The following is a 25,856-nucleotide window of genomic DNA, read 5'->3' as shown; positions in this document are numbered from 1 at the left end:
GCTACGCGAGCCGTGAGGCGGGAAGTTTGATCATGGTAACAGTAAACGCGCCGATATCGCTGTGCTGGGATGTCGCAGGCAAAAGGGACATAAATGGAGAGTATCACTGGCGCTTTAGGCCCACTATTTCTGTTGATCTTACTGGGCGCGGTGCTTGGCTATTGGCGTTGGCCTGGCGACACCTTTTGGCCGCAGATGGAGCGGCTGATCTATTTTGTGCTGTTTCCCGCCATGCTAGTGGGCACCTTGGCGACAGCCGATGTGAGCCAAGTCCCGGTAGGCCGCCTCGCCATGGTGTTACTCGGCGCGATGGCGCTTTTCGGCTTGCTGCTCTGGCGTTTGCGCGGCTGGCTAAGGCTAACACCTGCGGCGTTTACCTCGGTTTTTCAAGGAGCGGTGCGCTTTAACACTTATGTGGGTGTGGCAGGGGCTGCCGCCCTACACGGTAGCCTGGGGGCGACCACTGCGGCGGTGGCGGTAGCGCTGATGGTACCAGTGGTGAACGTGATGTGTGTGGCAAGCTTTGTCAGCGCGGGTACCTTGGGTGGGGCAAGCGTGGGTAAAAGCGCCATGGCGCTGATTAAAAACCCGCTGATTTTGGCCTGCATTGCGGGCATTGGCCTGAACCTTTCGGGCATTGGTTTGCCAGGCTGGAGTCAAGATACGGTGGCGCTGCTGGGGCGCGCGGCATTGCCATTGGGGCTGGTGGCCGTCGGCGTGGCGCTGCGCCCGGCAGCGTTGCTGCGTTTAGACCGCGGCGTGCTGGCCACCAATAGCATTAAACTCCTGCTTATGCCCGCGCTGGTATTGGCGTTAACCTGGATACTACAGCTGGATTCGGTCAGTCGCGATGTAGCGCTGCTGTTTGCCGCACTCCCTACGGCTACCTCTGCGTATATCCTCGCCCGCCAACTGGGCGGCGATGCCGAGCTGATGGCCGCGATCATTACCGGCCAAACCTTACTAGCCATGCTTACCCTGCCGTTTTGGCTGCAGCTAGTTAGCTGACAGGAAGGCTGGTAAAACTAAATAAAAAATATTCGTATTTGTGTTGACGGGGTAAATGAGAACTATTACATTGTGGTTGTCAGCGTTTAATGAGTCGCTGACAACCACGACAGCTGTTGATTTAAGAATCAGCGTCAGTTTTCTGTCATGGTTTCTCCCTCTCATTGCTAGTCACGGTCTTTTTGCCGCTCCATTGGAGCGGCTTTCTTTTTTTATGGGTTCCAATTTCTTGTACTCTCTTGAGGGTGCGGGCGCGGCTGTGAACGTTGCTATCGGTAAGCGGTAATAAAAAATATTCGTATTTGTATTGACGAGGTAAATGAGAACTATTACATTGTGATTGTGGCGTTTGATGAGACGCCACAGACCAAGACAGAAACCGCCAGTTTCCTGTCATGGTTTCTCCCTCTCATTGCTAGTCACGGTCTTTTGCCGCTCCATTGGAGCGGCTTTCTTTTTTTCTAGTGCCTGCTAGGCCCCCTCGCCATCTCTAAGTTTTAAACGCTTAGAAGCTAATTTTTTATAAAACGATGACCGCTGCACGGAAACAGGCTGACATGGTGTCATTGCTGAGGAGCGTTTTGGCGTCTACGTTTTATAAGTAGCCTCTAAAAGCGTTACTTGACATGGATACTAACGGAGGAGTTTGCCATGAACGATACACAAGACCTATTCCCTACTCGCTTGGAACGCAAGTTGGGAATGTTTGAACGCATCGATCCAGTGGTATACGGCGATGAATCTCAGCTTGCCAATGGCCCCTTAAGCAAGTCAGAGATTGATGAGTATGAGAGAAAGGGGTTTCTGTCATTTGAAGGCTTTTACGACGCCGACGTTATGCAGGCTTTTCTTCAAGAGCTGCGTGAATATGAAGATGACGCCGATCTTAAGCTCTCCGAAGGCACAATTCTTGAACCAGGGCGCGAAGAGATACGTACCGTTTTTGGTATCCATGACGTTTCAGAACGCTTCCAGCGCTTAACCCGGGATCCCAAGCTATTGGCGATCGTCAAACAGTTGCTGGGCAGTGATGTGTACATCCATCAGTCACGTATCAACTATAAGCCAGGCTTCAAAGGCAAGGGCTTTGATTGGCACTCTGACTTTGAGACATGGCATAGCGAAGACGGCATGCCGCGTATGCGTGCGTTAAGTTGTTCCATCGTCCTCACTGATAATGGCGAGTTTAACGGGCCACTGATGCTGATTCCCGGTTCACACCGGTACTTTGTTCCTTGCGTGGGACGAACGCCGGAAAATAACTATAAAGAGTCGCTAAAAAGCCAAGAGGTAGGGGTGCCGCCAGCCAGTAGTTTGCGTGAGCTAATGTTGGAGAACGATATTGAAGCTCCCAAGGGGCCCGCCGGATCCCTGGTGATTTTCGAAAGCAATACCATGCACGGCTCGAACGTGAATATGTCTTGTTGGCCGAGAAGTAATCTGTTCTTTGTTTACAACAGTGTTGAAAACACACTGCACGACCCTTACTGCGGTAACCGGCCCAGGCCTGGGTTTCTGGCCAATCGTTCGGATTGGGAGCCGCTAAAGCCGCTTGAGGAGTAATGTCATTGCGCTACGCCGTTGAAGCGACACGTGGCAGTATTGGGGCCGGACTGTTTAACCAAAGGCGTTGAGGGAGAAAGTGCCTTTATGAAGGACTGCCTCAACGCCACCCCCAGGTAACATAGAGACTCACAGCTATTTTTGGCTTAGTGCTTCATCCACGCATTCAATTTATCAAAGAACGCTAGGCACTGACTGAGCTGATCAATCTCAATAAACTCATCGGGCTTGTGGGCTTGGCGAATAGAGCCGGGCCCAACAATCACCGAGGGTATGCCGCCATCGATCTCGAACACGCCGCCTTCAGACCCATAAGAGACCTTACCACCACGCTCGGGAAGAATGGGTTCAAGCTTTTTGAACATATCGCTGTTGGTAGCGTCCCCCATGGCGGGGTAGGCGAATAACTGTTGCCACTCAATGGCGGCATCGGCTGATTGGCGCTGCATTTCGGGGAGCAGAGTGGCCTCAATATCGCTGATCAACGCTTGAATATCCGTGGCGGCTGCCTCCTGGTCGATGCTACGTAGCTCAAAGATAAAGCTACAGGTGTCGGGGGTCACGTTGGTTGCCACACCGCCTTCTATCATAGTGGTCAGCGTTGTGGCGTGGGGAACGGTAAAGTCGTGGTCGAAGGGGCCGTCTTGCTCATATCGTCGTGATCGTTCGGCGATCATGGTGATAATACGCGAGGCATACTCCACCGCGTTGACATGCTGGGGGGAAAACGATGAGTGGCCTCCTTCACCGCGCACCGTTACCCGCATAGCGATCTTGCCTTTCTGACCGTTAATCAGCTTCATTTCGCTGGGTTCGCCGATAATCGCCAGAGCCGGTGGCACCTTGAGCTCTGCCAAGTAGCGGGCGATGGCGGGCACTCCCAGGCAGCCCACCTCTTCATCGTGAGAGAAGCAGAAATAGAACGGGCGCTGCAGATCTCCACTGGCAAAAGCCGGCGCCGCCGCCATAACGCAGGCTGCAAAACCTTTCATATCGCAGGTGCCACGTCCAAACAAGCGGCTGCCGCGCTGCTCCAGTTTGAAAGGAGCGCTTTGCCAGTTCTTCGAATTGGCGGGTACGACGTCAGTATGGCCAGAGAGAACAATGCCAGGCACGTCGGCCGGGCCCAGGCGGGCGACCAAATTGGCTTTTTCACCGCTCTCATGGGGTAACACCTTCACCTCCGCGCCCAGACGGGCGAAGAACTCCTCCATGTGATGAATAAGTTCGAGATTGGAGTAAGCACTGGTTGTGTCGTAAGCGATCAGGTCAGAGAGGTGTGATATCGCGGCTTCCAACTGCGGGTGAGCGTTAGGCGTAGCACTAGCTTGCATAGCGTTAAATCCTTGGCAATAAGGGAAACTTTGGCTCAGGTCTTGGCTTTTTTAAGCTGCTGGCGAATCGTCACGACCACTACAAATATCGCCAGCGAGGCGAATAGCCAGGTGATAGGCGACGAGACCAGAATGCTTGGATCACCACGAGAGAGCGCAAGGGCACGACGCAGGTTCTCTTCCAGCATCGGGCCGAGAATGAAGGCGATTAAAAAGGGCGCGGCGGGAATGGCGAACAGGAACATGAAAAAGCCAAATATGCCCATCGCCAGCAGTACGATGACGTCATACATACTGTTGGAGATCGAAAAAATACCGAAGACGCACAGCGCTAGTACGATCGGCGCCATCAACCCCGGGGGAATCCGCGAGATATGCGAGAAAAAGCGCATGGTTGCTTTCCCGGCTCCAAACAGCAAAACAGACGAGAACAGCATGCCAATAAACAGCATGTAAACTTCATTAAGGTTGTTCTCAAATAGCATGGGGCCTGGGGTCATGCCGTGAATCATAAAGGCGCCCAGCATCACGCCAGTGATCACATCGCCCGGCACGCCCAGCGCTAACAGCGGGATCATGGTGGAGCCACAGCAGCCATTGTTAGCGGACTCGGATGCTGCGATCCCTTCTAGTTCGCCCTTACCAAAGTTCTCGCGGTTCTTTGAGCTACGCTGTGCTTCGCCGTAGGAAGAGAACGCCGCTGCCGAGGGGCCAATACCGGGAATGGCCCCCATCACCACACCAATCATGCTGCCTTTAAGCATTGCCTTTAAGGATCGGCGCAGCTCATCTCGCGTTACCTGGTTATCGCCCAACTGCATGGGTTTATGGCTTTGGTTGTTACGAAAAACAATAATCTTAAGCAGCTCTGGGATCGCAAACAGACCGATGAGCACGGGTGCCACGGCAAGCCCGCTCTGCATATCCACGGTGAGATCAAAGCGGAACGAGCCGTACATATCTTCGCCCACGGTGGCTAACAGTAGCCCTAAGCACGCCGATACTAGTCCAAGCAGCAGTGAACGCCCTGACACCCCAGCCACGGTGGTGAGCGCGAAAATCATCAGCATAAAGTATTCGGGTGGCCCAATACGCAGCGCGAGGAGCGCCAGTGGAGCGGCAATAAAAATCAGCGACAGGTTGGAAATAAAATCCCCGGTACAGGACGAGTAGAGCGCCATGTTAAGGGCTTTGCCTGCCTTGCCCTGCTGGGCCAGTGGGTAGCCGTCAAGGGTGGTACAGGCGGCCGAAGCAGTACCTGGCGTCTTGATCAAAATCGCCGAGACCGAGCCGCCATAGGTTGAGCCTTTGTAGAGCGCAACGAGCAATAAAATACTCGGGATCGGCTGCATATAAAACGTAAAGGGTAGCGCCAGCGTCACCGCCATGGTGCCGGTCATGCCGGGAATCGCGCCGATAATCACGCCACCCCAGATACCGGCAGCCATAATCAAAAAATTCTCAAGGGTGGCAACCGCCTGAAAGGCAACCAGCAGGTCGTTGAGCATAGTGGTCACTCCTATACGCGGTAGGTTAAATACCGATAGCCTTGAACAGGCTGCCGACAGGGAAACGCGTATTGAGTGCGCTGGAGAAAAACAGGTAGAGAACCAGTGGGAGCGCGACGGCCACGATGACCGCCACCACTTTATGGCGCCAATAACCCGTCAGTATCAGCATCGCCATTAACAGCAGAATGCTCGATAGCAAAAAACCGAGCAGCATCACTGAGCCAATAAACAGCGCAAAGGTAAGTACCGTCCAGCCGAAGCGGGTGAGTAGTGTGGCAAGCGGCGTATCGCCACGTATTGAGCGGGCGTCTTCAGGGTCGGCGATGGCTTCGGTTTTACGTGAAAAAGTCAGTCCAACAAGCAGTATGCCCAGCGCCATGCCTAGCATGGAAACTGTGCGTGGCCACATATCAGGCGGTGGCGCAAACCCGGGAATAAAGCGCGGGCGGGGCACATAGGCGGGTATCAGTAAAAACAACACGATACCGAACAGCACTGTAATAACTAAGCCGCGTGTTATACCCATGTCCCCTCCAGTGTTTAGCTGTTGTATGCAGTGATAATGAAGTGTTTAACGCTGGTTTATTCCAGGTAGCCAAACTGTTCAGCTAAGGTGCGGTAAAACTCGTACTGCTCCTTGGCGTAGGTCTCCATATCGACGCTGCCAATAGTGGAAATTGAGCCACGATCATCAGCACGGCTGAGCCACATTTCATCTTCAGCAACCTGTTCCATTACCTCTGCCCAGGTATTCATGACGTCTCCAGGTAGACCTGGCGGGCCATACAGCGCGCTCCAACCAATCACTTGCCCAGCTAGCTCATAACCTAGCTCTTCAGCGGTCGGCACTTCCGGCAGTGTTTCCATGCGCTCTGGAGAGAACACCATTAACGGGCGCATATCACCGCTCTCGATATGCGGCATCAGCGATGCTGCTGCGATAGCGAGAAAATCAACATGCCCACCTAGCAGCGCCGTGGCGAGTTCACCACCCCCACGGTAGGGAATTAGCGTTGCCGCTGTCAGCGGATCCATTTCCACGTCAGCCAGTAGTGACTGCACCGTAAAACCATCAATGGCGGTGGCACCGGAAGCGGCGTAGCTCATCGCGCCAGGGTCGTTTTTGATGCCTTCCAGCAAATCCTCAACGCTTTCATAAGGAGAGTCGTCAGCCACAGCGAGGATCATCGGTGTCGCTTCAAGCGGGCTGATAAAGGTGTACTCATCCCAATCAACACTGCTGTTTTCGTTGACCGCCGGTGACAGCGCCATGCCGACGCGGGCTAAAAGCAAGGTGTAACCATCGGGGTCAGCCTGTGTCACATCGCGAGCGCCGGTCATACCCCCTGCACCGGCTTGATTGACGACCGTGACAGGCTGGCCTAAATATTCGCGAGCCGATTCTGCTAACGCCCTGCCCGCCAGATCAGAGGCGCCGCCGGGGCCGTAAGGGACTACCAGCGTGACGGGTTCGGAGGGGTAGCTCTGAGCATAGGCGGTGGAGGCAGCGAGCAGCGTGGCTGCCGCTAAGCTAAACGTGAGTTTCATACTTGTCTCCGCAATGGTTGTTGCATAGCTGTTATTGAAGGGCTGTGATTGAAGAACTGAGTAACGAGCATTAATTGGTTTCAGCACTTTCAACATAGACAGCTATGAAATTTGTTGCAACAATTCAATTTAGTATGCGTTTTAGTTCTAGTGGTGGGCCAAAGTTGCAAGCTTGTTGTTTATAAAGCGTGTTTTTTATCTGCCGGTTAATTAATCAGATACAGCTAAAGCGAGTTTAAGGTAATGAAAATAAGAGAAATTGAAGCGTTTGATGCCTTTATGAAACACGGCACGACGAAGGCTGCCGCAGAAACGCTAGGTATTAGTCAGTCAATGGTAAGCCGCTTGCTAATCGGCCTGGAGGACGAGCTAGGCTTTGCGTTGTTCAAACGTGCCCGTAATCAGCTTTCGCCAACGCCAGAAGCGTTTTTATACCACGCGTCCGTTTTACGACTGATGGCGAGTATCCGAGATACGCAAAAAGACGCGGATGCTATTGCTAATAACCAGTTGGGCAGCGTTGTAGTCGCTGCCCAACCCATTTTTTGCGATACCTTTTTACTCGATGTCATTAAGCGCTTTAAACAAAATCACCCTAATGTAGGCGTTCGAGTTATCGATGCAGGGTTACAGGAGTTGCTTAAAATGATCGACAACAATACCTGTGATGTGGCGCTGGGAATAACGCTGGAAGCCGACACTTATGGGGCAACGGTTAGTAGTCTTGCGCGCTGTTCTGCGCGCTGCATCATGCACCGCTCGCACCCCCTCGCTAAGCAAGACGTTGTCTCGATCGCAAGCTTACAAAATCAGACATTTGTAGAGCTGATGGCGGATAGCCCTCTGCGTGCAAGGGTGGACTACATCATGCAGACCATTGATATAAAAAGACATATTGCCGCTGAAATGCGCCATATGCGTGGGGTGTGCGCGTTAGTTGATCGCGGATTGGGCGTTGCAGTGATTGACCCCATTGCAGAGCTACTACTTCAGGGAACAGCCGTTGTATCAAAGCCAATGGAGCCGACCATTGAGTGGGAAATTGCCTTACTGAAATCTAAACACAGGCCGTTAAGTAACGTGGCTGAATCTTTCTGCGAAGAGATATACGCTGAAATCGACAGCTTGCATCAAATGGGTATCTTAATGTCGCTTAATAATTAACAGAATATGCTTAAACGTAATAGACGCCCGCTCAGGATTGATTCTGACCGTAGCGTCTAACACTGCAATACCCCCTCGCTGTCAATCGAGTTGGCAGAACGCTTACGCTTCCCGCCGATAGATCAAATCCCACACACCATGACCAAGTTTTTCGCCGCGGGCTTCAAACTTAGTCAATGGGCGAAACGCAGGGCGCGGCACGTAGGGAGCTGTTTCCGCGCTGGCGGTGTTGGCATAGCCGGGGGCCGCTTCCATTACCTCGGCCATCCACTCCGCGTAGGCTTCCCAGTCGGTGGCCATATGGAAAGTGCCGCCGGGCATCAAACGGGTATGGATCAATTCAACAAAGGCGGGCTGCACGATACGCCGCTTGTGGTGCTTCTTCTTCGGCCAAGGGTCGGGGAAGAACAGCTGTAGCGTGGTCAGCGAGCCTTCGGGAAGGCACTGTTCCAGCACTGCCAGGGCATCTTCGCGGTAAACGCGCAGGTTGGTCAGGCCGCGTTTATCGACCTCATCCAACAGCTTGCCAACGCCGGGAGCGTGCACTTCGATGCCGATAAAGTCGGTATCCGGGTGGGTCTCGGCCTGTTCGATCAACGAGTTGCCCATGCCAAAGCCGATTTCCACTACCCGCGGCGCCTGACGGCCAAACAGGGCGTCCAGGTCTTGGCGGCCGTCGGCGATGGTCAGGCCAAAACGCGGCCAAATATCTTCTAAGCCACGGTTCTGGGCCTGGGTCATGCGGCCTGCGCGGATCACATAGCTTTTGATGCCGCGACGGTGCAGCGGTGCATCCGCGCTTTCCGGGGTAGGGGCGGCGGTAGTGCTTTCTGGTGCGTCTTTGGGGTCAGTCATGAGGTCTCGAATCAATTAACCGTTAATACGGCCAGCGAAGGGTGAAGAAGGATCGGCGGACTGGCGGCGTGGCATACGGCCGGCTAAGAACGCATCGCGTCCGGCTTCCACGGCCAGCTTCATGGCGTTGGCCATGCGTAGCGGGTCGCGCGCGTGGGCAATGGCGGAGTTAAGTAGTACACCATCGCAACCTAGTTCCATGGCCATGGCCGCATCGGACGCCGTACCAATGCCCGCGTCCACCAGTACCGGTACGCTGCTCTGCTCGACGATCAAACGCACGTTATGCGGGTTTTGAATACCGTGGCCTGAGCCAATCAGTGAGCCCAGCGGCATGATGGCGCAGCAGCCCATGGCTTCCAGTTCGCGTGCCACAATAGGATCGTCGCTGGTGTACACCATGACGTCGAAGCCATCGGCGAGCAGCGTTTCGGCGGCTTTTAGCGTCTCGACCACGTTGGGGTAGAGCGTGTGGTCGTCGCCGAGGACTTCCAGCTTGACCAGGTTGTGGCCATCGAGCAGCTCCCGGGCCAAACGGCAGGTGCGCACGGCATCTTTGGCGTTGTAGCACCCGGCGGTATTGGGCAGCAGGGTGTAGCGCTCTGGAGAGATAACGTCCAGCAGGTTGGGTGCATCGGCGTCCTGACCTAAGTTAGTACGGCGCACGGCAAAGGTGACGATTTCAGCGCCGCTTTGAGCGATGGCGGCGCCGGTTTCGGTAAAGTCTTTGTACTTGCCTGTGCCAACCAGTAGACGAGAGCGGAAATCGCGACCGGCAATAGTGAACGGGGTATCGGTTAGCGGTTCATGAGTTAACTGGGTCATAGTGTTTCCTTTAGCCGCCGCCAATGGCATGCACAACTTCTACATGGTCGCCATCGACCAGACGGGTGTCGGCGTGTTGGCTGCGGGGGACGATCTCTTCGTTAATTTCGACGGCGATACGACGACCGCTAAGGCTCAGCTGTTCAACTAAGTCGGCAGCGGTGAGGCCGGGCGACAGCGTATGGGGTTCACCGTTTAGACGTATCTGGATAGACATAAATAGGCGCGTCTCATTCGTCGTGGCAGTTCGTTCTGTAAGATATTCTCTATTGTAGCGGTTTCGCGCCGCGCAAGGTAAGCCGTAGCAGCAATCAGCGCGATGGGTGCCGATCATAATTGAAGCAGGAGAGCAGCGTGCAACGGATAGATAAAGTGTGGTGGTGCGTAGCGGCGCTGTCAGGCGCCATACTGGTGATGCTCGGCGCCTACGCGGCCCATGGCCTGGCGGCACGTACTACCGAAATGATGGTGAGTGCCGTTGAAACCGGTGTGCGCTACCAAGCCTGGCATACCCTTGCCGTAATGATCGTACTGGTATGGCGACGAGTGCAGCCGCTGGCCGGTCAGCGCTGGGTGCTGGCGCTATGGGCGCTCGGCGTGGCGTGCTTTTCCGGCTCGCTCTACCTGATGGCGCTGGCGGGTCTGAATCTCGGCATTGTCACACCTATTGGCGGGCTGCTACTGATGGCAGGCTGGCTGGCGCTTGGAGTGGTGGTGGTGAAAACACGCTAGAGAGCACGTTAACACCTCGTTTCAGGAGTTAACGCTTAAGGTTTAATAAGTGCGCTTGTTATCGGCGAGCACTATGTCCTCCGGCGCGTCAATATCGATAAGTATGCCGTCGTCCTGCACGGCATACTCCCGGTACTGCGCCGCGTGGCGATTGATAACCCCTTTGGCCCCGTCATCGCCGCTTAATGCTTGAAGGGCTGGCCATAGCGCGCGTCCGAAAATAACCGGATGGCCTGGTTGGCCCTTGAAGCTGGGCCTCACGATGGTGTCGCGAGTGGCTAGCTGCTGTAATGCCCTCAATGTGCCTTGCTTAATCCAGGGCATATCGCCTAATAAAATGGCCACTGCCTCGGCGCTGTTAAACCGGGCGTCGCGGCTAAGGGCGCTCACCGCTTCGGCGAGGCTTGCCCCTAACCCAAGATGCGCCTGATGAAGCCGGATCAGGGACGTGTTGTCTGCAAGGCCTAGCAACGTTGCATCATCCTCTTCACGTATTGCTACGCGCAGTAAGGGAAAGGCTTGCTCAGTATTCGTGACAGAGGCTGCCAACAGCGTGCGCCCCTCGGTCAAGGGTGCGCAGCGCTTGTCATCCTCACCAAATCGACGCGAGTAGCCTGCGGCCATCACCAAGGCGACGACATTACTAGAGCTCATGGAGTGCTTTTCCGTGCTGCACCCGCACGATATCTGCCATGATCGAGAGGGCAATTTCCGCTGGGGTCTTGCTTCCTAGCGCTAGACCAATCGGCATATGCAGTCGGTCGACTTGCTCTTCGGTCAGCCCCCCTGAGCGAATCAGCCGCTCTTCCCGTTCAGCTGAGGTGCGTCTTGATCCCATCACGCCTATATAAAACGCGGGCGTGCGCACTGCTTCCATCATGGCTAAGTCATCAATTCGCGGGTCATGGCTGAGCGCAACAATGGCGGTGGCGCCGTGGCAGCCGTTGGCAGCCAGATATAGGGAAGGGAGTTGCGTCTTGACCGTAACCCCTGAAACGCCAAACGCTTGGCAGGCGGCCTCGTCAGGGTCGCAGACAATCACCTCAAACCCTAACGTGACGGCAAACGAGGCGCAGGCGCTGGAAACGGGCGAAATACCGGCGATGATTAGCCGCCGCGCGGGCGCAAGCCGCATTTTCACCCGGTGCGGCGCGTCCTCTTCACTGGGCCAGATCACGCGAGGCCCCAGCGTGGCATCGTCGGTAAAGTAGCGGGTGCCCGTATGAATATCGACATGGCGCATAAGCTGGTGCTGACCTTCAAGCGTCGCCTTCAGCGTGCCAAGGTGCTCCTGTATCTCTGGCGTGGCGGGTAGGCGCTCAACCAGCACTTCCAGAATACCGCCGCAGGGCAGCGTGATATGCCTGCCCTGAGCGTCGTCTGCATCACCGTAGCGTATAACGACCGCTGGTTGTTCAAACTGGCCCTCCGCGAGGCGCTTGATGAAATCGTCCTCCACACAGCCGCCAGAAAGGGATCCCAGGTGGCTGCCGTCCCTGATTACCGCCATCCAGGCGCCGGGAGCACGGGGCGATGAGCCAAACGTGGCGAGCACGGTGCACAGCCAGACCGTTTCGCCCTCCCGTGACCAGGTAAGCGCTTGATCGATAACCTGCAAGTCCAAATGCTGCATTTCAAACGATTCCAATAGTGAGCAAGCGGCATCCATTGCCTGTCTTGCGTGGGTAGACGTGTCATAGCGTAGCTCACCTGAGGCATGTAGAGGCTTTGTTTTACAGGGCTTGGATAGAGATTTGGGCTGCCTCGGGTAATCGTGACTATGCTAAAGGTCTTATGGCACTAAATAAGCGATGGCAACGTGCAAGGAAGGCATATAGCAATGAACTCCTCTAATAACGTCGAAAGACACCCCAAGACCGTGAACCCTAATAGCAGCACCTTTTCACTGTCCGTCAATGGCGAACGCCATACGTTAACCCTGGATAACCGCACAACGCTTTTGGATGCTCTGCGTGAGCATCTGCAACTTACAGGCTCCAAGAAAGGTTGTGACCATGGACAATGTGGCGCCTGCACGGTGTTAGTGAACGGCGTACGCATCAACGCCTGCTTGTCCCTTGCGGTCATGCATGAAGGCGATGATATTGCGACTATCGAAGGAGTGGGTGAGGCCGATCATCTTGATCCCATGCAGCAAGCCTTTGTCGATCATGACGCTTTCCAGTGCGGCTACTGCACACCGGGGCAGATCTGCTCAGCCAAGGCAGTGCTTGAGGAGATCCAGGCTGGGCTGCCAAGTCACGTTACCTACGATTTGAATACGCCTATCGAGTTAAACGATGCAGAAATCCGCGAGCGGATGTCGGGCAACCTCTGCCGCTGTGGCGCCTACGCCAACATTCTCAAGGCCATTAACCAGGTTGCGGAGGCGCGCTCGTGAAAGCTTTTTCTTATGAACGCGTAAGCGACCCGGCCCAGGCAGCAGCGCGCGCGGCGGAAGTGCCGGGCGCCAAGTTTATTGCGGGCGGTACTAACCTGCTGGATCTGATGAAGCATGAGATCGAAATTCCCGAGCACCTGATCGACGTATCGGGCACTGGGCTTGACGATATTACCCCGACGAATGAGGGCGGTCTGCGTATTGGCGCGCTGGTCAGCAACGCCGCGCTCTCGGCGGATGCTCGGGTTCGCAAGGACTACGCGGTTTTGAGTCGGGCGCTTGTCTCGGGTGCCTCGGGCCAGCTGCGAAATAAAGCCACGACCGGCGGCAATCTTTTACAGCGCACCCGCTGCCCCTATTTTTATGACACCGGCATGCCCTGCAACAAGCGTTCGCCTGGGGCTGGCTGTGCGGCACTTGGTGATGGCGCAACATCGCGTCAACTGGGTGTTATCGGCACGTCGGACACGTGTATTGCCACACACCCTTCTGACATGGCCGTTGCCCTGCGCGTGCTGGATGCCGAAGTGGAAACCGTGACGTCATCGGGTGAAACGCGCCGCCTGACGCTGGATGAGTTCTATCAATTGCCCGGCGATACGCCGGAGGTGGAGAACGCGCTGCAAGTGGGCGAAATGATCACTGCCGTGCTGCTACCGCCCCCGGTTGAAGGCCACCATGCCTACTACAAGGTGCGCGACAGGGCCTCCTACGCGTTTGCGCTGGTATCCGTTGCGCTGATTCAAGCCTCCGATGGAACGGGGCGCGTAGCGCTGGGTGGCGTGGCGCCCAAGCCCTGGCGACGCGATGAAGCCGATGCGGTGTTATCGCAGGGCGCATCTGCTGTCATGGCCCGCTTACTGGATGGGGCTCGCCCGACGCAAGAGAACGCCTTCAAGCTTACCCTGGCAGAGCGAACGCTCGCCGCGCTGCTGGCTCAGGAGTAACCCATGGATTTTAATCAATCAACGGAAGATAACCTGTTCGACCGTGCCCGCATTATCGGCAAACCGCATACGCGAGTCGACGGTATTCTCAAGGTAACTGGCCGTGCCCCCTACGCTTACGAGCGGCATGACGTGGTTGCCAGCCAACTGGTGGGTTATCCCGTGGGCGCCACGATTGCTCGGGGAAAAATCACCCATATGGACGCCTCGGCGGCTCGTGCCGCACCCGGCGTAGCCGCCGTTATCACTACTCTGGAGCTTGAGCCGCTGGCGCGTGCCGACAGCAACGTGGCCCACCTGTTTGGCGGCGCCAGCGTTGAACACTACCATCAGGCCATTGCTGTGGTGGTTGCCGATACTCTGGAGCAGGCGCGTGGTGCTGCGTCCTTGATTGAGGTGCGCTATGAAGAGACGCCGGGGGAGTTTGATCTTGAAGATGCCTGGGCACGCTTACAGAGCACCGGCGAGCCGATCGCCAACGTAGGCGATGTAGACGCGGCATTTGCCGCCGCGCCGGTGACACTGGATGAAACCTACCGCACCGCTTCGCAAAGCCACGCCATGATGGAGCCTCACGCCTCCATTGTTGACTGGTCGGACGGTGGTCAGATGACGGTATGGACTTCGAACCAGATGGTCGAGTGGACACGTCAGGCGCTCGCTACCACCTTTGCAATCGACGCCGACAGAATCCGTCTTGAGAGCCCCTATGTGGGCGGTGGCTTTGGCGGCAAGCTGTGGCTGCGTGCCGATGCGGTGCTGGCCGCCCTTGGCTCGCGGGAAACCGGTCGGCCGGTCAAGGTGGCCCTGCCGCGCCCGATGATCTTCAACAACGCCACCCACCGCTCCGGCACCATTCAGCGTCTGCGTATCGCAGCCGAGGCAGATGGCAGGATCACCGTCTTCGAGCACGCCGCCGTTTCCCATACGCTGCCCGGTGGCAGCGGTGAAGATGCGGTCAATCAGACGCGTTGCTTCTATGCGGGCGAAAACCGTCGCGTGGCGCACCATCCTATCGATATGAATCTTCCCGAATCGGCGGATATGCGTGCTCCTGGCGAAGCCTCGGGGCTCGCGGTGCTAGAGATCGCCATGGACGAGATGGCGGAGAAGCTCGGCATGGATCCGGTGGAGTTCAGGATTCTCAACGATACCCAGGTCAACCCCGAAGAGCCATCGAAACCCTTCAGCGACCGCCACTTTGTGGAGTGCCTGCGCAAGGGCGCCGAAGCCTTTGGCTGGGCTGAGCGGAACCTTAAACCGGGCTGCAAGCGCGAAGGCCAGTGGCTGATTGGCCACGGCGTGGCCGGTGCCTACCGCGGCGCGCCCACCATGACCTCGGGGGCGCGGGTACGTTTGCAGAATGGGCGTCTGATTGTGGAAACCGACATGACCGATATCGGTACCGGTTCCTACACCATCCTGACCCAGACGGCGGCGGAAACCATGGGAATGGAGATACAGAACGTAGAGGTGCGCCTTGGCAATAGTGCCTACCCGACCTCCTCCGGTTCAGGTGGGCAGTTTGGCGCGGCAAGCTCCACCGCTGGTGTTTACGCTGCCTGCGTGGCGCTTCAAAAGCAGATTGCCAAGCGCCTGCACGTTGACGAGGCGCGCTTTGAAAACGGCCGTGTCGTCGGCGGACAAATAGATATGGCGCTGGCCGACGTGGCCGATGGTGAGGAGATGGTGGCTGAAGACTCGATCAGCTTTGGCGACTTCAAGGACAAGCTGGAGATTGGCACCTTTGCAGCACATTTTGTTGAGGTGGCTGTGCATGCCTATACCGGTGAAACCCGCGTGCGGCGTATGCTGGCCGTGTGTGATGCAGGGCGCATCCTCAACCCCATCACGGCGCGCAGCCAGGTGATTGGCGGTATGACCATGGGTGTGGGGGCTGCCTTGACTGAGGGAATGAGCGTAGATACCGAGCGCGGCTTCTTCGTCAACCACGACCTAGCTGGCTACGAAGTGGCGGTGCATGCGGATATTCCCGAGCAGGAGGTGATATTTTTAGACACCACCGATGCGGCTTCAACGCCTCTGAAAGCAAAAGGGATTGGAGAACTGGGCATCTGTGGCGTAGCCGCCGCGATTGCCAACGCGATTTACAATGCTACCGGTGTTCGGGTGCGCGAATACCCAATGACGCTGGATCGAATAATTGCGCAGTTACCCGCAGCGTAAAACCTCAGGGATGTGGCTGCTAGCCTGCACTCTATGTTGAGAGGCGAAAGCATTTTTAATCTTTTTTGAAACGCTTAGAGGCTTAGGGATCGTTTGAACGGCCCTAAGCCTTTTTTATGCCACTCGTTGCTCTACCGTTTTGCTATTTATGAAAACAACATCCGCAGCGGCATCCACAGCCCCATGGCGATCATTACCAGGTTTTCGGTTAGCGACACAAAACCCAGCGGCACATTGCTGTTACCGCCGACGCAGGCGCACTTAAGCTCACGCTTGTCGATATACACGGCTTTAAAGACGGAGACAGCCCCTACCGTGCCGACAAACAGCGCCAGTGGTGCTGCCAGCCAAATCAATGCCCCGGCCAGCATTAAAATGCCTGCAAGTGTCTCAGCGTAGGGGTAAAAATAGCTGTAGGGCACGTAGCGCTGGGCCAAAAGGTCGTAGTTCAAAAACATACTGCTGAAACTTTCGACATCTTGCAGCTTCTGCAGGCCGAGCAGCACCATCGCCGTGGCAACGGCATACTCCGGCATGCGTGCAGTAAACAGTGTGCCCTGGGTAGCCCAGCTAATCGCCAAACCAATCAGCAACGCAGTAGCAAAAATGGCAATTACCGGCCGGTAAGTGGTCTCTTTCGCGTTTGGCACGCTCATTCCCAGATGCTCACGCAGCTCTTCATAGCCACCGATGCGTTGGTCACCGATATACACCTGCGGCGTCGTGTCGACGTTTTCCTGTTCTTTGAAAGCGTCGATTTCATCGCGGGATGTTAATGTGTGGTCGTCGACCTTAAAGCCTTTGCGTTTGAGTAGATCTACCGTCTTCAGGCCAAACGGACACAGATGCTCGGCGGTTTTCATCCGGTAAACCCGCGCGCTTTGCTGTGATGATGCCATGGCAACCTCCCTATTTATGCCTTTAACAAAGCTATCAGCCTAGTATCTAAAGCCTAGTACCTGGGGTTGCCTATAGGTCAAGTATTGGTAAGCGGCAACGGCTCATGAGTTTTGTTGCCCCACTTACACTGACAATGGGAAGATGATCTGATGCAATCTCCTTGTTTCCTTTGGGTGGCAAAGCTTGACCTTAAGGTAGCCCCTGGGTTGTAAACTTAAAGCGTAAAATTTTACTGTTGATAGGCTATATCGCCTCGATGGCCAAGTATTTGTTCAGTCACACACCTCAAGGAGACCGCTCATGACACGTTTTACCGCTACGCTTTTATCTAGTGCTTTACTCCTAGGAGCCGCCTCGGCTCAGGCCGCACTACCCACTGAAGCCACGCTGTACAAGAATCCCCAGTGCGGCTGCTGTGACGAATACGCGCGCCATCTTGAAGAGCTTGGCGTAGAAGTGACGATTATTGATGACGTAGAGCTGGGCGATATCAAGCAGCAGGCGGGCGTCCCTTATGGTTTGGGTTCGTGCCATACCATCGAAATAGGCGAGTATTGGATTGAAGGCCATGTGCCGATGGAAGCCGTCACCAAACTGTTTGAAGAGCAGCCCGACGTCGATGGCATTGGCCTAGCGGGGATGCCCATTGGTACGCCGGGTATGCCGGGGCCGCAGAGTGAACCCTATAACGTCTACGCGTTTAGCGATCAGCAAGATGAGCCGTTTATGACGCTGGCGCCGTAATTGACGCCCGCCTTAAGTCTTGACCGGCAACGCATAGCTGGCGGTGACATGCACCACGGGTCGGGTTTCATCGCTGGCTGAGAATAGCTGTACTTCGCCCACTGCTAGGCGGCGGCCAAGTTTGATCAGCTTGGCGTGGGCAATAATATCGTGATCGCCGGAGGCTGCGCGGAGGAAGTGGCAGTTTAAATCGCTTGTCACGGCCATCGCCTCTGGGCCAATTTGCGCCAAAATAGCCACGTACATAGCCACATCCGCAAAGCCCATCATGGTAGGCCCGGAAACCCGCGGGCCGGGGCGCAAATGCTCGTTGCCGATTTTCAAGCGCATGGTGGCCGTCATGTTGCCCACACACTCTATCTTGCCCATGCGCTGGGGAAACACTTCATCCAGAAAGTGTTCGATTTGTTGCGCAGTCATTACGGTCATTGTTGTTTTCCTATTAATTAGTCAGGCAACTCATTGGTCTTGTCGGTCACGCCTTAGCCAGCAAGTTATCAGCATTCATCATCTAGCGCCTCAATCCCCCTTTTCCTTGGTCGTTATAGCATTCTGCGCTTGTTTGTAGCAGTGGTTTGCTCATAACGGTGTCGTTGGAATACCTCGCCGCCTTTCTTGGTGGAAATATACTTCGAAGAAAAGTTTAAAAATGGGCGCTTGCCATATCCAGTGGACTTAGCTATTTTTACCTTGATCCAAAATTCATCAGATCAATTTGGCCTCGTAAAAATAATACAATAAGGAGTCGCTCGTGCAATCTCATCTCACTGCAGCATCGCCTGCGAACCAATCTGAGCTCGAAAAAGAGTCGTTTCTTCACCAAGGTATGCGCTTGCCGTTCATTCTCATCGTCCTCTGTTTTGCGGCGTGGGGGTTGGCTGGAAACCTAACGGATCCATTGGTTTCGGTATTTGGATCGGTTTTCTCAATGAGTGCATTCCAATCTTCGCTGGTTCAGTTTGCTTACTACGGAGCGTATTTTGCTTTAGCTATCCCGGCAGCCTGGATCAATTCGCAGTTGGGTTACAAAGGTGGTGTGCTGATTGGGCTTTTGTTAGCAGCCACGGGTGGTTTTTTGTTTTATCCCGCCTCGATCGTCATGACCTACGCCGTGTTTCTGGTTGCTTTGTTTACGCTGGCGGCAGGGCTTTCCATCTTAGAGACATCGGCAAATCCCTATGTAATGGCTATGGGGCCACGCCATAACGCCACGCGTCGACTCAACTTTGCTCAGGCTTTTAATCCCATAGGTTCTAACCTGGGTGTCTTGTTAGCCGCTATCTTCATACTCCCCCACGTCAATCCAGCCACTGCAGTAGATCGTGCTGCTCTGTCTCAACAAGAGCTTGAGCATATGCAGTCAATGGAGCTGCAGGCTGTTATGGGGCCCTATATCACCCTGGCACTACTTTATATTGTTATCGCTATTGCCATCGCCATGGTGCGGGTGCCGAAGCATGAGGGGTTGATGGCGGATCGGAAGAGTGAAGTGGTGAAGCTGCCAGGTAGCCGTTTGGGCAGATTGATGAAGAATCGACGCTACTCTTTCGGTGTAGTCGCGCAGTTCTTCAATGTTGCTGCCCAGACGTGCACGTGGACCTTCACGCTCCACTACATCACTGAAAACCTGGGGGTTAATAGTACTGTCGCAGGGTACTGGCTCCAGGCATCTCTGCTGGTTTTTCTGTTTTCCCGTTTCATCATGGTAGGCCTGATGGGCCGCTTCGACCCTCGTATGCTAATGACGCTCATGTGCGTGTTGGGTGTAGGGCTGTCTGTGTTTGCCGTGATCAGCGGCGGTGTCGCTGGCGCAATCGCCATCGTGCTGTTAAGTGCCTGTATTTCACTTTTATTTCCCACCATTTATGGCATCGCGCTTGAGGGGCTCGGTCAAGACACCAAGTATGGTGCGGCGGGGCTGGTCATGGCGATCGTAGGTGGGGCGCTTCTTCCGCCACTGCAAGGATGGGTTATCGACATGACCTCGGCCCGAATTAGCTATCTGGTAGTGGCTGGCTGCTTCCTGGTTATCGTTGGCTATGGCGTCTATGTATTGCGCAATCCAGCGCCAGTGTCGATTAGCGCTGAAGATATAGCCTAATGCTGAAGGTAGTAAGGCTTTCTATCCACCATCAGTCTTCCAGATTAATGGCAACCTGCGCCAGGTGTGTACGCATGGCGGCGTGCGCTGAGATGGGATCGCCAGCGGCGATAGCATTCAGCACCGCCTGGTGCTCGTGGTGGGTCGTGTCGAGGCGGCCACTGCGATAGATGGACTGCCATATCCTCATTCGCAGTGTTGGGCGGGAGAGAGCTTCTAGAAGGGCAATAAGGATTGGGTTCCTGGAGATTTTCGCCACTGTGAGGTGAAACTCTAAGTCTACTGCCATCGCAGCTTCGTGATCCTTAGCTTGAATGGCGGGTTCTGCGGTTTTGAGTAGATATCTGAGTCGTTCTATGTCTTTAGGCGTTCTACGCGATGCCGCCGTGGCAGCAGATTCGACCTCTAGTGCTTGGCGTACGGTGTGGAGGTCATGCGAGGACTTGTCCCCCTGGATGCTCGCCCAAAATTCCAATGGCTTTAATAACAAGTGCGGGTCAAGCGTTGTGACGGTAGTTCCTGATCCCTGCCTTGTTTCAAGGATTCCCATGGCGACAAGCGCACGTACACCTTCTCGAAGAGAGCTTCGAGAAACGCTGAATCGCTCAGCCAGTAATGGTTCTACAGGCAGTCTATCGCCAGGCCGGATTTCGCCGGAAGTGATCATGTCCTGGATGCCCTGGACGACCACCTCGTTCTGGGACGGGCGGCGGGTGGTCTGTTCTCCCAGGCTATCTTCGCTCATGCATGTTTCCTTCGATATGGATGGTTGGTTCAAGAAGTTTGAAGCGGTTGTAAATATTAGGCTAGAGTTAAATACATCATATGAATTAGAGGATTTAAGATGACGATTATCACCTCGATTGAATTTGTCGATCTTCGCTTTCCCACGTCGGACAGTAATGATGGTTCCGATGCCGTTAACAAAGATGCCGACTACTCCGCCGCCTATCTTAGACTCGTTACTGATAACGACTCGCTCTACGGTTGCGGATTTACTTTTACCATAGGTCGTGGAAACGACATTTGTCTCCAAGCAATCGATGCGTTAGCGACTCGCTTCATTGGACGCGATGTGGATGAGTTGTGCGCCAGCCCCGGACAAGCCTATCGTGAACTCGCAGCAGATTCTCAACTTCGCTGGCTCGGCCCGGATAAAGGCGTAGTCCACTTGGCGCGTGCCGCTGTAATGAACGCGGTATGGGATCTGGCGGCACGTAGAATGGGCCTTCCGCTCTGGCAGTTCATCTGTGAGATGGAGCCAGCAGAGCTTGTCGCTAACCTCGACTTGAGCTATCTCTCGGATGTACTGACCGCTGATGAAGCAGTTGCCATGCTTGAGGAGCAGCGCCAGCATCGTGAAGAGCGGATTTCCGATCTGCAAGCGCATGGTTTTCAGTGTTATACGACCTCCGCCGGGTGGCTGGGCTATTCGGACGAGAAGCTCGAAAGGCTATGCCGCGAAGCAGTTGAGGAGGGCTATCGGCATATCAAGCTTAAGGTCGGTGCCAACCCCGAAGACGATGAGCGGCGGCTCGGCATTGCACGCTCCGTGATCGGCTCGGATATCTCGCTGATGATTGATGCCAACCAAATTTGGGATGTCCCAGAAGCCATCGAGAGAGTGCGAGCGCTGGCCCACCACAACTTGCTGTGGATCGAAGAGCCCACCAGTCCTGATGACGTTCTAGGCCACCGCGCCATTGCTGACAGTGTGCGTCCCGAGGGTATTGGCGTAGCGACCGGCGAACATGGCATGAACCGTGTGTTGTTCAAACAGTTGCTGCAGGCCGACGCTGTGGACTTTGTTCAAATCGATTCCTGTCGGCTCGCCAGCATCAACGAGATTATCCCCGTACTGCTAATGGCCAAGAAATTTGCAAAACCCGTGTGCCCTCACGCTGGAGGCGTGGGGCTTTGCGAGCTCGTCAGCCATCTCGTAATGATCGATTACGTTGCGATATCAGGCCCGATGGAGGGGCGTGTTGCCGAGTACGTTGATCATCTTCACGAACATTTCGTCGACCCCTGCATTGTGAGTAAGGGGGCTTACATGCTGCCTGAAGCACCGGGGTATTCAGCCGAGATTAAAGCAGCGTCACTGACACGTTGGGCTTGGCCGGAGGGTACTGAGTGGGCAAAACGTCGAGAGGGGGCTAACACATGATGAAGGGGAAACTTTTGCATCCGGAGCTGCTCTCTGCACTAGCGGGAGCAGGGCATGGGGCGCAAATCCTCATTGCAGATGCACTCTATCCGCATTCGACGGGTGTTTCATCTACGGCGGCAAGAGTGCACTTAAACCTCCGTGCAGGAATGGTTCCTGCTGCTGATGTTCTGAAGGCGGTCGCTGAGACGATCCATATAGAGGCCGCCACTTACATGCAAACAGCCGAGGGCGGCGCCTCTGAGGCCGTTCAGGAATTCCAGCAGCTGTTGGTTCAGCATGTCCATGGGGGTGGCGAACATGGTGATGGCGAAAAAATCACCTGGTCGAATTTGGGGCGGATGGAGTTCTATACGGCCTGTCGCGAACCGGATGTATGTCTTCTCATCGCTACCGGCGAAACACGCCCTTATGCAAATCTGTTACTAACGGTAGGCGTGCCATGATCCTCGATGCACACCTTCATGTATGGGACACGTCAGTAGTCAGCATCGCTTGGCTGGCTGGCGCTGGGTTGCCGCCAACGGCTTCCATTCCACAGGCATCTGGAGAGCGTCAATACATCCTTGTGGAAGCCGATGCTGACGATCCGGCACAAGAAGCTGATTGGCTCACCACTGTCGTGGCTAAGGATCCACGGGTTCACGGCGTGGTGGCCAGTGTGGCACTTGAGAACCATGATGCTGAGGAGCAGCTGGCAAGGGTCGCAGCCCTACCCAAGGTGGTTGGCGTACGTAGGCTTCTCCAGGATCGTGACCTCTTCGACTCATCCAGGCTTGTTCAGGGAATGAAGCTACTCTCCGCCCATGGCTTGCCATTTGATGCCTGCGTTCGGGCTGGGGAATTGCCGGCTCTTACCCAACTAATCTTACAAGTGCCAGAGTTGACGGTGGTGCTGGATCATATGGGGAAGCCTGAGGTTGGCGATGAACAAGCCATGCTCAAGTGGCGCAGGGATCTAGCGTGCCTGGCCGAATTACCCAACGTACATTGCAAGCTTTCGGGGCTACCGGCGCAATGCCGTGACGCAAAGGAATTGGAAAGTGTGGTGGCTGATGTGGTGGGCACTGCGGTTGAGCTTTTCGGCCCAGGGCGCTGCTTGCTCGGCAGCGACCGCCCTGTCAGTCAAGACCCCAGCGATTGGTGCTCGCGAGTATTGGAACTCTTGCCCGCCGCCTACCGCTCATCCGTCGCTCATGAGAATGCCCTTCGTATCTACTCAAGGAGACCATGCTAATGACGGCATCTTCTGTCATCCAACGTTTGCCTGACAAACTTCATACCGCTTTTAGCAAACTAGGGGTCGGTACGGCACAGTTTGGAAACATGGGCAAAAAAGTAGCAGAACAGGACTGTCTTGATGCAGTGGAAGCTGCATGGGACGGTGGGCTTCGATTCTTTGATACCGCCCCACACTATGGTTTGGGACTATCCGAAGAAAGGCTAGGCAGGGCGCTGCATGGACGGCCCAGCAAGGACTACGTTATTTCCACTAAGGTGGGCCGCTTGCTTAGCGAGAACCCAACGCCGCAGGGCACAGATAGTGACAATGGTTTTCTTGTTCCCGATAAGCTGACACGGATTCGTGACTACACCGCCGATGGTGTACAGCGCAGCCTTGAAGAGTCATTGGATCGGCTGAAACTCGACGCTGTCGACATTCTCTGGATCCATGACCCTGAAGAGCCTACTGACCGTTTCGATGAAGCGATCAGCGGCGCTGTGCCCATGCTGAATCGGCTCCGGGCCGAAGGGGTGATTTCAGCCTGGGGCATTGGTTCTAAAGACGCCGCCATGTTGCGCCGCTTCGTGGATCATTCCGATCCCGACTTAATCATGCTTGCTGGCAGGTATACCTTGCTCGAACAGGAGCAAGTGGGGCTGATGTCAGCCTGTCAGGCGAAAGGTATTGGCGTCATCGCTGTCGGGGTTTTCAACTCCGGCCTACTGGCTCGTGAAGAGCCGCCCGCGGATGCGTGGTACGAGTATGGCGCTGCACCAGCGTGGGCGTTGGAACGGGCTCGATTGATGGCGGCAGTGGCGCGTGAACACGGTGTCAGCCTTCCAGAGGCTGCGCTGAACTTTCCCAAACGGCACCCTGCTGTCGTGAATGTGATGGCCGGCATGCGTTCGGCAGTGCAAGTAGAGAGGAATCTGGCACTGGCTTCATCCGAAATACCCGAAGCATTCTGGAATGATCTGCGGGCGCAAGGCCTGCTAAAGGAGGAAGTATGAAATTGTTACGCCGTGGTGAGCTCGGATATGAAATGCCGCTCGTCGAGATTGATGGAGTCCTTTACGACGCTTCACCAATAGGTGATTTTGATCCCAGCTTCTGGGCTACCGGTGGGATGCAGCAACTCAAGACATTGGCTGAAAAAGGCCGTCTCACTCCCGTCAAGATTAACGACAATGTTCGCTATGGCTCCCCAGTAGCTAGAGCCTCCGCAGTGATCTGTATCGGCCAGAATTACGCTGCACATGCGGCTGAATCCGGTGCTGAGCCGCCGCAGAGCCCCATCGTCTTCCTTAAGACGCCGAACACCATTGCAGGCCCTAATGACGTCGTCACCATTGCCCGTGGCTCACAGAAGACAGACTGGGAGGTGGAGCTAGGTATCATCATCGGCAGCACGGCCTCCTACTGCGACTCATTGGAAGAAGCGGTGCAGCATATCGGTGGCTATGTGCTGGCTAATGATCTCTCTGAGCGAACATTCCAGCTAGAGATTTCCGGGGGGCAGTGGAGCAAGGGGAAATGCAGTCCTGGCTATATGCCGTTAGGCCCCTGGATCGTAACAGCAGATGAGTTCGATCCGGCGGATGCGAGGTTGCGCTCATGGGTTAATGGAGATTCTCGGCAGGATTCGCGTACAACCGACATGATCTTCAGCTGTGCTGAGATTGTGCGGGATCTTTCCCAGTATATGCAGCTTGAGCCAGGTGATGTGATATCGACAGGAACCCCTCAAGGAGTGGCGGTATCCGGGCGTTTTCCGTACCTGAAGTCAGGAGACATGGTCGAAGTCGAGATCGAAGGACTTGGTCGGCAGCGGCAGACCTACCGGGCCTGGGAGGAGTAAACGATGTCAGCACGTTTTGAAGGTTTGGTCGCTCTCGTGACGGGTGGCGCCTCTGGGATTGGCGCCGCGATTGCGGATCTTTTAGCAGAGGAGGGAGCCAGCGTTGCCGTCCTGGATATTGACGATCCAAAGAACCAGCACTATTGGCATAAGTGCGACGTGGCAGACAGTGCATCGGTGAATAGTGCCGTTCAGTCAACGGTCGATGAGTTTGGACGTTTGGATATTGTGGTGAACAACGCGGGCATTGGTGCTCAGGGAAATGTTGCTGATAACTCAGACGAAGAGTGGGCACGATCCTGGGAAATCAATGTTGCTGGCATGGCACGGGTGGCCCGCGCAGCGCTACCTTACTTGAAGAAGTCCAATGCCGCTTCGATCACGAATATGGCGTCGATAGCTTCCACTGCGGGCCTTCAACAGAGAGCACTATATTCGGCAACCAAGGGGGCTGTCTTAGCGTTGACCCGAGCCATGGCCGCAGATCATGTACGTGAGGGCATTCGGGTGAACTGTGTCGCTCCTGGCACGGCTGATACGCCATGGGTGGGTCGGCTTTTACAGCAGGCTGATGATCCTGCCGCAGAGCGTTTAGCGCTTGAGGCGCGTCAACCCCATGGTCGTCTGGTAAGTGCGGAAGAAGTGGCACGAGCAGTGGCCTATCTTGCCGATCCTGCCAACCGTTCATCGGTGGGGGTGTGTCTGCCTGTGGATGGCGGTATGGAGGCGTTGAGGTTGAGGCCACAGCAATAGTCGAAGATTTCTTTAGGCTATCTCTTCAAAAAA

At 55.3% G+C, this 25,856-nt stretch carries 27 protein-coding genes; 15 read left to right on the top strand and 12 right to left on the bottom strand.

All coding sequences use genetic code 11. The annotated features are described in order from the left end of the window. The first annotated feature begins 93 nt into the window (after window positions 1-93). Together QT231_RS04085 and thpD are read left to right on the top strand one after the other, a co-directional pair. A complete protein-coding gene (locus tag QT231_RS04085; protein WP_308335654.1) occupies window positions 94-1,008 on the top strand; it encodes an AEC family transporter in 915 nt (304 codons plus the stop codon). A 651-nt stretch (window positions 1,009-1,659) separates the two neighbouring features. Then, window positions 1,660-2,571: an ectoine hydroxylase gene (gene thpD / locus QT231_RS04080; protein WP_308335653.1), complete on the top strand. Its 912-nt coding sequence runs from the start codon at window positions 1,660-1,662 to the stop codon at window positions 2,569-2,571. A gap of 146 nt (window positions 2,572-2,717) precedes the next feature. Here the strand turns inward: thpD and argE are convergent, their stop codons facing one another. The 4 genes from argE to QT231_RS04060 are packed head-to-tail and all read right to left on the bottom strand — an operon-like array spanning window position 2,718 to window position 6,964. Then, on the bottom strand, window positions 2,718-3,905 hold the full coding sequence (gene argE, locus QT231_RS04075; RefSeq protein WP_308335652.1) for an acetylornithine deacetylase: 1,188 nt from the start codon (window positions 3,903-3,905) through the stop codon (window positions 2,718-2,720). 35 nt (window positions 3,906-3,940) lie between these two features. Continuing rightward, on the bottom strand, window positions 3,941-5,413 hold the full coding sequence (locus tag QT231_RS04070; protein ID WP_308335651.1) for a tripartite tricarboxylate transporter permease: 1,473 nt from the start codon (window positions 5,411-5,413) through the stop codon (window positions 3,941-3,943). 25 nt (window positions 5,414-5,438) lie between these two features. After that, window positions 5,439-5,942 carry a tripartite tricarboxylate transporter TctB family protein gene (locus tag QT231_RS04065; protein WP_308335650.1) on the bottom strand — a complete coding sequence of 168 codons (504 nt, stop codon included), beginning with the start codon at window positions 5,940-5,942 and terminating at the stop codon, window positions 5,439-5,441. A 56-nt stretch (window positions 5,943-5,998) separates the two neighbouring features. Next, a complete protein-coding gene (locus QT231_RS04060; protein ID WP_308335649.1) occupies window positions 5,999-6,964 on the bottom strand; it encodes a tripartite tricarboxylate transporter substrate binding protein in 966 nt (321 codons plus the stop codon). A 243-nt stretch (window positions 6,965-7,207) separates the two neighbouring features. Here QT231_RS04060 and QT231_RS04055 point away from each other — a divergent pair, with 243 nt between their 5' ends. After that, complete coding sequence (locus tag QT231_RS04055) at window positions 7,208-8,128, top strand: LysR family transcriptional regulator (RefSeq protein ID WP_308335648.1); 921 nt, start codon at window positions 7,208-7,210, stop codon at window positions 8,126-8,128. Between the two features lie 102 nt (window positions 8,129-8,230). Here the strand turns inward: QT231_RS04055 and trmB are convergent, their stop codons facing one another. The 3 genes from trmB to thiS are packed head-to-tail and all read right to left on the bottom strand — an operon-like array spanning window position 8,231 to window position 10,025. Beyond that, window positions 8,231-8,983, bottom strand: a complete 753-nt coding sequence (trmB, locus tag QT231_RS04050) for a tRNA (guanosine(46)-N7)-methyltransferase TrmB (RefSeq protein ID WP_308335647.1) — start codon at window positions 8,981-8,983, stop codon at window positions 8,231-8,233. A 15-nt stretch (window positions 8,984-8,998) separates the two neighbouring features. Further along, window positions 8,999-9,808: a thiazole synthase gene (locus QT231_RS04045; protein ID WP_308335646.1), complete on the bottom strand. Its 810-nt coding sequence runs from the start codon at window positions 9,806-9,808 to the stop codon at window positions 8,999-9,001. 10 nt (window positions 9,809-9,818) lie between these two features. Next, window positions 9,819-10,025 (bottom strand): sulfur carrier protein ThiS, encoded by a 207-nt coding sequence (gene thiS / locus QT231_RS04040; RefSeq protein WP_308335645.1) that lies wholly within the window; start codon window positions 10,023-10,025, stop codon window positions 9,819-9,821. A gap of 137 nt (window positions 10,026-10,162) precedes the next feature. Here thiS and QT231_RS04035 point away from each other — a divergent pair, with 137 nt between their 5' ends. Then, window positions 10,163-10,540, top strand: a complete 378-nt coding sequence (locus tag QT231_RS04035; protein WP_308335644.1) for a DUF423 domain-containing protein — start codon at window positions 10,163-10,165, stop codon at window positions 10,538-10,540. A 42-nt stretch (window positions 10,541-10,582) separates the two neighbouring features. On the opposite strand, the gene QT231_RS04030 is transcribed toward QT231_RS04035, so the two are convergent. Then, window positions 10,583-11,194 (bottom strand): nucleotidyltransferase family protein, encoded by a 612-nt coding sequence (locus QT231_RS04030; RefSeq protein ID WP_308335643.1) that lies wholly within the window; start codon window positions 11,192-11,194, stop codon window positions 10,583-10,585. Continuing rightward, window positions 11,184-12,173 (bottom strand): XdhC family protein, encoded by a 990-nt coding sequence (locus QT231_RS04025; RefSeq protein ID WP_308335642.1) that lies wholly within the window; start codon window positions 12,171-12,173, stop codon window positions 11,184-11,186. Before QT231_RS04025 ends, QT231_RS04030 begins: the two co-directional genes overlap by 11 nt. Window positions 12,174-12,380: 207 nt before the next feature. On the opposite strand from QT231_RS04025, the gene QT231_RS04020 reads away from it, so the two are divergent. Genes QT231_RS04020 through paoC form a run of 3 tightly spaced genes read left to right on the top strand, consistent with a single transcriptional unit; the run spans window position 12,381 to window position 16,075 of the window. Then, window positions 12,381-12,941, top strand: coding sequence for a 2Fe-2S iron-sulfur cluster-binding protein (locus QT231_RS04020; RefSeq protein WP_308335641.1), 561 nt, complete (start codon window positions 12,381-12,383; stop codon window positions 12,939-12,941). Beyond that, entirely contained in the window at window positions 12,938-13,888 is a 951-nt protein-coding gene (locus QT231_RS04015) for a xanthine dehydrogenase family protein subunit M (RefSeq protein WP_308335640.1), read from the top strand. The genes QT231_RS04020 and QT231_RS04015 overlap by 4 nt, the downstream gene beginning before the upstream one ends. Before the next feature lie 3 nt (window positions 13,889-13,891). Further along, window positions 13,892-16,075, top strand: coding sequence for an aldehyde oxidoreductase molybdenum-binding subunit PaoC (paoC, locus tag QT231_RS04010; protein ID WP_308335639.1), 2,184 nt, complete (start codon window positions 13,892-13,894; stop codon window positions 16,073-16,075). 146 nt (window positions 16,076-16,221) lie between these two features. On the opposite strand, the gene QT231_RS04005 is transcribed toward paoC, so the two are convergent. Further along, the gene (locus QT231_RS04005; protein WP_308335638.1) at window positions 16,222-16,974 is read right to left on the bottom strand and encodes a glutaredoxin; all 753 of its coding nucleotides are present in this window, start codon (window positions 16,972-16,974) and stop codon (window positions 16,222-16,224) included. Between the two features lie 301 nt (window positions 16,975-17,275). Between QT231_RS04005 and QT231_RS04000 the strand changes: the two genes are divergently transcribed. Next, on the top strand, window positions 17,276-17,719 hold the full coding sequence (locus QT231_RS04000) for a DUF411 domain-containing protein (protein ID WP_308335637.1): 444 nt from the start codon (window positions 17,276-17,278) through the stop codon (window positions 17,717-17,719). Window positions 17,720-17,731: 12 nt separating this feature from the next. Here QT231_RS04000 and QT231_RS03995 read toward each other — a convergent pair whose 3' ends face one another. Next, on the bottom strand, window positions 17,732-18,148 hold the full coding sequence (locus QT231_RS03995) for a PaaI family thioesterase (protein ID WP_308335636.1): 417 nt from the start codon (window positions 18,146-18,148) through the stop codon (window positions 17,732-17,734). Between the two features lie 322 nt (window positions 18,149-18,470). Here QT231_RS03995 and fucP point away from each other — a divergent pair, with 322 nt between their 5' ends. Continuing rightward, window positions 18,471-19,820 carry an L-fucose:H+ symporter permease gene (fucP, locus tag QT231_RS03990; protein ID WP_308335635.1) on the top strand — a complete coding sequence of 450 codons (1,350 nt, stop codon included), beginning with the start codon at window positions 18,471-18,473 and terminating at the stop codon, window positions 19,818-19,820. A 31-nt stretch (window positions 19,821-19,851) separates the two neighbouring features. Here the strand turns inward: fucP and QT231_RS03985 are convergent, their stop codons facing one another. Further along, window positions 19,852-20,565: a FadR/GntR family transcriptional regulator gene (locus tag QT231_RS03985; protein ID WP_308335634.1), complete on the bottom strand. Its 714-nt coding sequence runs from the start codon at window positions 20,563-20,565 to the stop codon at window positions 19,852-19,854. A gap of 99 nt (window positions 20,566-20,664) precedes the next feature. Between QT231_RS03985 and QT231_RS03980 the strand changes: the two genes are divergently transcribed. The 6 genes from QT231_RS03980 (at window position 20,665) to QT231_RS03955 (ending at window position 25,823) form a co-directional block, all read left to right on the top strand. Further along, window positions 20,665-21,987: an L-fuconate dehydratase gene (locus tag QT231_RS03980; protein ID WP_308335633.1), complete on the top strand. Its 1,323-nt coding sequence runs from the start codon at window positions 20,665-20,667 to the stop codon at window positions 21,985-21,987. Continuing rightward, window positions 21,984-22,433, top strand: a complete 450-nt coding sequence (locus QT231_RS03975) for an RbsD/FucU family protein (RefSeq protein ID WP_308335632.1) — start codon at window positions 21,984-21,986, stop codon at window positions 22,431-22,433. Before QT231_RS03980 ends, QT231_RS03975 begins: the two co-directional genes overlap by 4 nt. Continuing rightward, window positions 22,430-23,224 (top strand): amidohydrolase family protein, encoded by a 795-nt coding sequence (locus tag QT231_RS03970; protein ID WP_308335631.1) that lies wholly within the window; start codon window positions 22,430-22,432, stop codon window positions 23,222-23,224. The genes QT231_RS03975 and QT231_RS03970 overlap by 4 nt, the downstream gene beginning before the upstream one ends. Next, window positions 23,224-24,222, top strand: a complete 999-nt coding sequence (locus QT231_RS03965; RefSeq protein ID WP_308335630.1) for an aldo/keto reductase — start codon at window positions 23,224-23,226, stop codon at window positions 24,220-24,222. The genes QT231_RS03970 and QT231_RS03965 overlap by 1 nt, the downstream gene beginning before the upstream one ends. Window positions 24,223-24,338: 116 nt before the next feature. After that, window positions 24,339-25,070: a fumarylacetoacetate hydrolase family protein gene (locus tag QT231_RS03960; RefSeq protein WP_308335629.1), complete on the top strand. Its 732-nt coding sequence runs from the start codon at window positions 24,339-24,341 to the stop codon at window positions 25,068-25,070. A 3-nt stretch (window positions 25,071-25,073) separates the two neighbouring features. Further along, window positions 25,074-25,823, top strand: a complete 750-nt coding sequence (locus QT231_RS03955; protein WP_308335628.1) for an SDR family oxidoreductase — start codon at window positions 25,074-25,076, stop codon at window positions 25,821-25,823. The last annotated feature ends 33 nt before the right edge of the window (window positions 25,824-25,856 follow it).

This window comes from Halomonas sp. SpR1 (genome assembly GCF_031010175.1).
GTDB lineage: Bacteria > Pseudomonadota > Gammaproteobacteria > Pseudomonadales > Halomonadaceae > Vreelandella.
This window is presented reverse-complemented; position numbering and strand designations above follow the sequence as displayed.

What these genes read in the sequence shown, in the direction of transcription:
- QT231_RS03975 (WP_308335632.1), top strand. Translation starts at nt 21,984, where the DNA reads ATGATGAAGGGGAAACTTTTGCATCCGGAGCTGCTCTCTGCACTAGCG.
- QT231_RS03980 (WP_308335633.1), top strand. Translation starts at nt 20,665, where the DNA reads ATGACGATTATCACCTCGATTGAATTTGTCGATCTTCGCTTTCCCACG.
- thiS (WP_308335645.1), bottom strand. Translation starts at nt 10,025, where the DNA reads ATGTCTATCCAGATACGTCTAAACGGTGAACCCCATACGCTGTCGCCC.
- QT231_RS04070 (WP_308335651.1), bottom strand. Translation starts at nt 5,413, where the DNA reads ATGCTCAACGACCTGCTGGTTGCCTTTCAGGCGGTTGCCACCCTTGAG.
- QT231_RS04085 (WP_308335654.1), top strand. Translation starts at nt 94, where the DNA reads ATGGAGAGTATCACTGGCGCTTTAGGCCCACTATTTCTGTTGATCTTA.
- QT231_RS04025 (WP_308335642.1), bottom strand. Translation starts at nt 12,173, where the DNA reads ATGCAGCATTTGGACTTGCAGGTTATCGATCAAGCGCTTACCTGGTCA.
- QT231_RS03955 (WP_308335628.1), top strand. Translation starts at nt 25,074, where the DNA reads ATGTCAGCACGTTTTGAAGGTTTGGTCGCTCTCGTGACGGGTGGCGCC.
- QT231_RS03965 (WP_308335630.1), top strand. Translation starts at nt 23,224, where the DNA reads ATGACGGCATCTTCTGTCATCCAACGTTTGCCTGACAAACTTCATACC.
- QT231_RS03985 (WP_308335634.1), bottom strand. Translation starts at nt 20,565, where the DNA reads ATGAGCGAAGATAGCCTGGGAGAACAGACCACCCGCCGCCCGTCCCAG.
- QT231_RS04055 (WP_308335648.1), top strand. Translation starts at nt 7,208, where the DNA reads ATGAAAATAAGAGAAATTGAAGCGTTTGATGCCTTTATGAAACACGGC.
- QT231_RS03960 (WP_308335629.1), top strand. Translation starts at nt 24,339, where the DNA reads ATGCAGCAACTCAAGACATTGGCTGAAAAAGGCCGTCTCACTCCCGTC.
- paoC (WP_308335639.1), top strand. Translation starts at nt 13,892, where the DNA reads ATGGATTTTAATCAATCAACGGAAGATAACCTGTTCGACCGTGCCCGC.
- QT231_RS04060 (WP_308335649.1), bottom strand. Translation starts at nt 6,964, where the DNA reads ATGAAACTCACGTTTAGCTTAGCGGCAGCCACGCTGCTCGCTGCCTCC.
- argE (WP_308335652.1), bottom strand. Translation starts at nt 3,905, where the DNA reads ATGCAAGCTAGTGCTACGCCTAACGCTCACCCGCAGTTGGAAGCCGCG.
- QT231_RS04030 (WP_308335643.1), bottom strand. Translation starts at nt 11,194, where the DNA reads ATGAGCTCTAGTAATGTCGTCGCCTTGGTGATGGCCGCAGGCTACTCG.
- trmB (WP_308335647.1), bottom strand. Translation starts at nt 8,983, where the DNA reads ATGACTGACCCCAAAGACGCACCAGAAAGCACTACCGCCGCCCCTACC.
- QT231_RS04020 (WP_308335641.1), top strand. Translation starts at nt 12,381, where the DNA reads ATGAACTCCTCTAATAACGTCGAAAGACACCCCAAGACCGTGAACCCT.
- QT231_RS04000 (WP_308335637.1), top strand. Translation starts at nt 17,276, where the DNA reads ATGACACGTTTTACCGCTACGCTTTTATCTAGTGCTTTACTCCTAGGA.
- QT231_RS03970 (WP_308335631.1), top strand. Translation starts at nt 22,430, where the DNA reads ATGATCCTCGATGCACACCTTCATGTATGGGACACGTCAGTAGTCAGC.
- QT231_RS04005 (WP_308335638.1), bottom strand. Translation starts at nt 16,974, where the DNA reads ATGGCATCATCACAGCAAAGCGCGCGGGTTTACCGGATGAAAACCGCC.
- thpD (WP_308335653.1), top strand. Translation starts at nt 1,660, where the DNA reads ATGAACGATACACAAGACCTATTCCCTACTCGCTTGGAACGCAAGTTG.
- QT231_RS03995 (WP_308335636.1), bottom strand. Translation starts at nt 18,148, where the DNA reads ATGACCGTAATGACTGCGCAACAAATCGAACACTTTCTGGATGAAGTG.
- QT231_RS04065 (WP_308335650.1), bottom strand. Translation starts at nt 5,942, where the DNA reads ATGGGTATAACACGCGGCTTAGTTATTACAGTGCTGTTCGGTATCGTG.
- QT231_RS04045 (WP_308335646.1), bottom strand. Translation starts at nt 9,808, where the DNA reads ATGACCCAGTTAACTCATGAACCGCTAACCGATACCCCGTTCACTATT.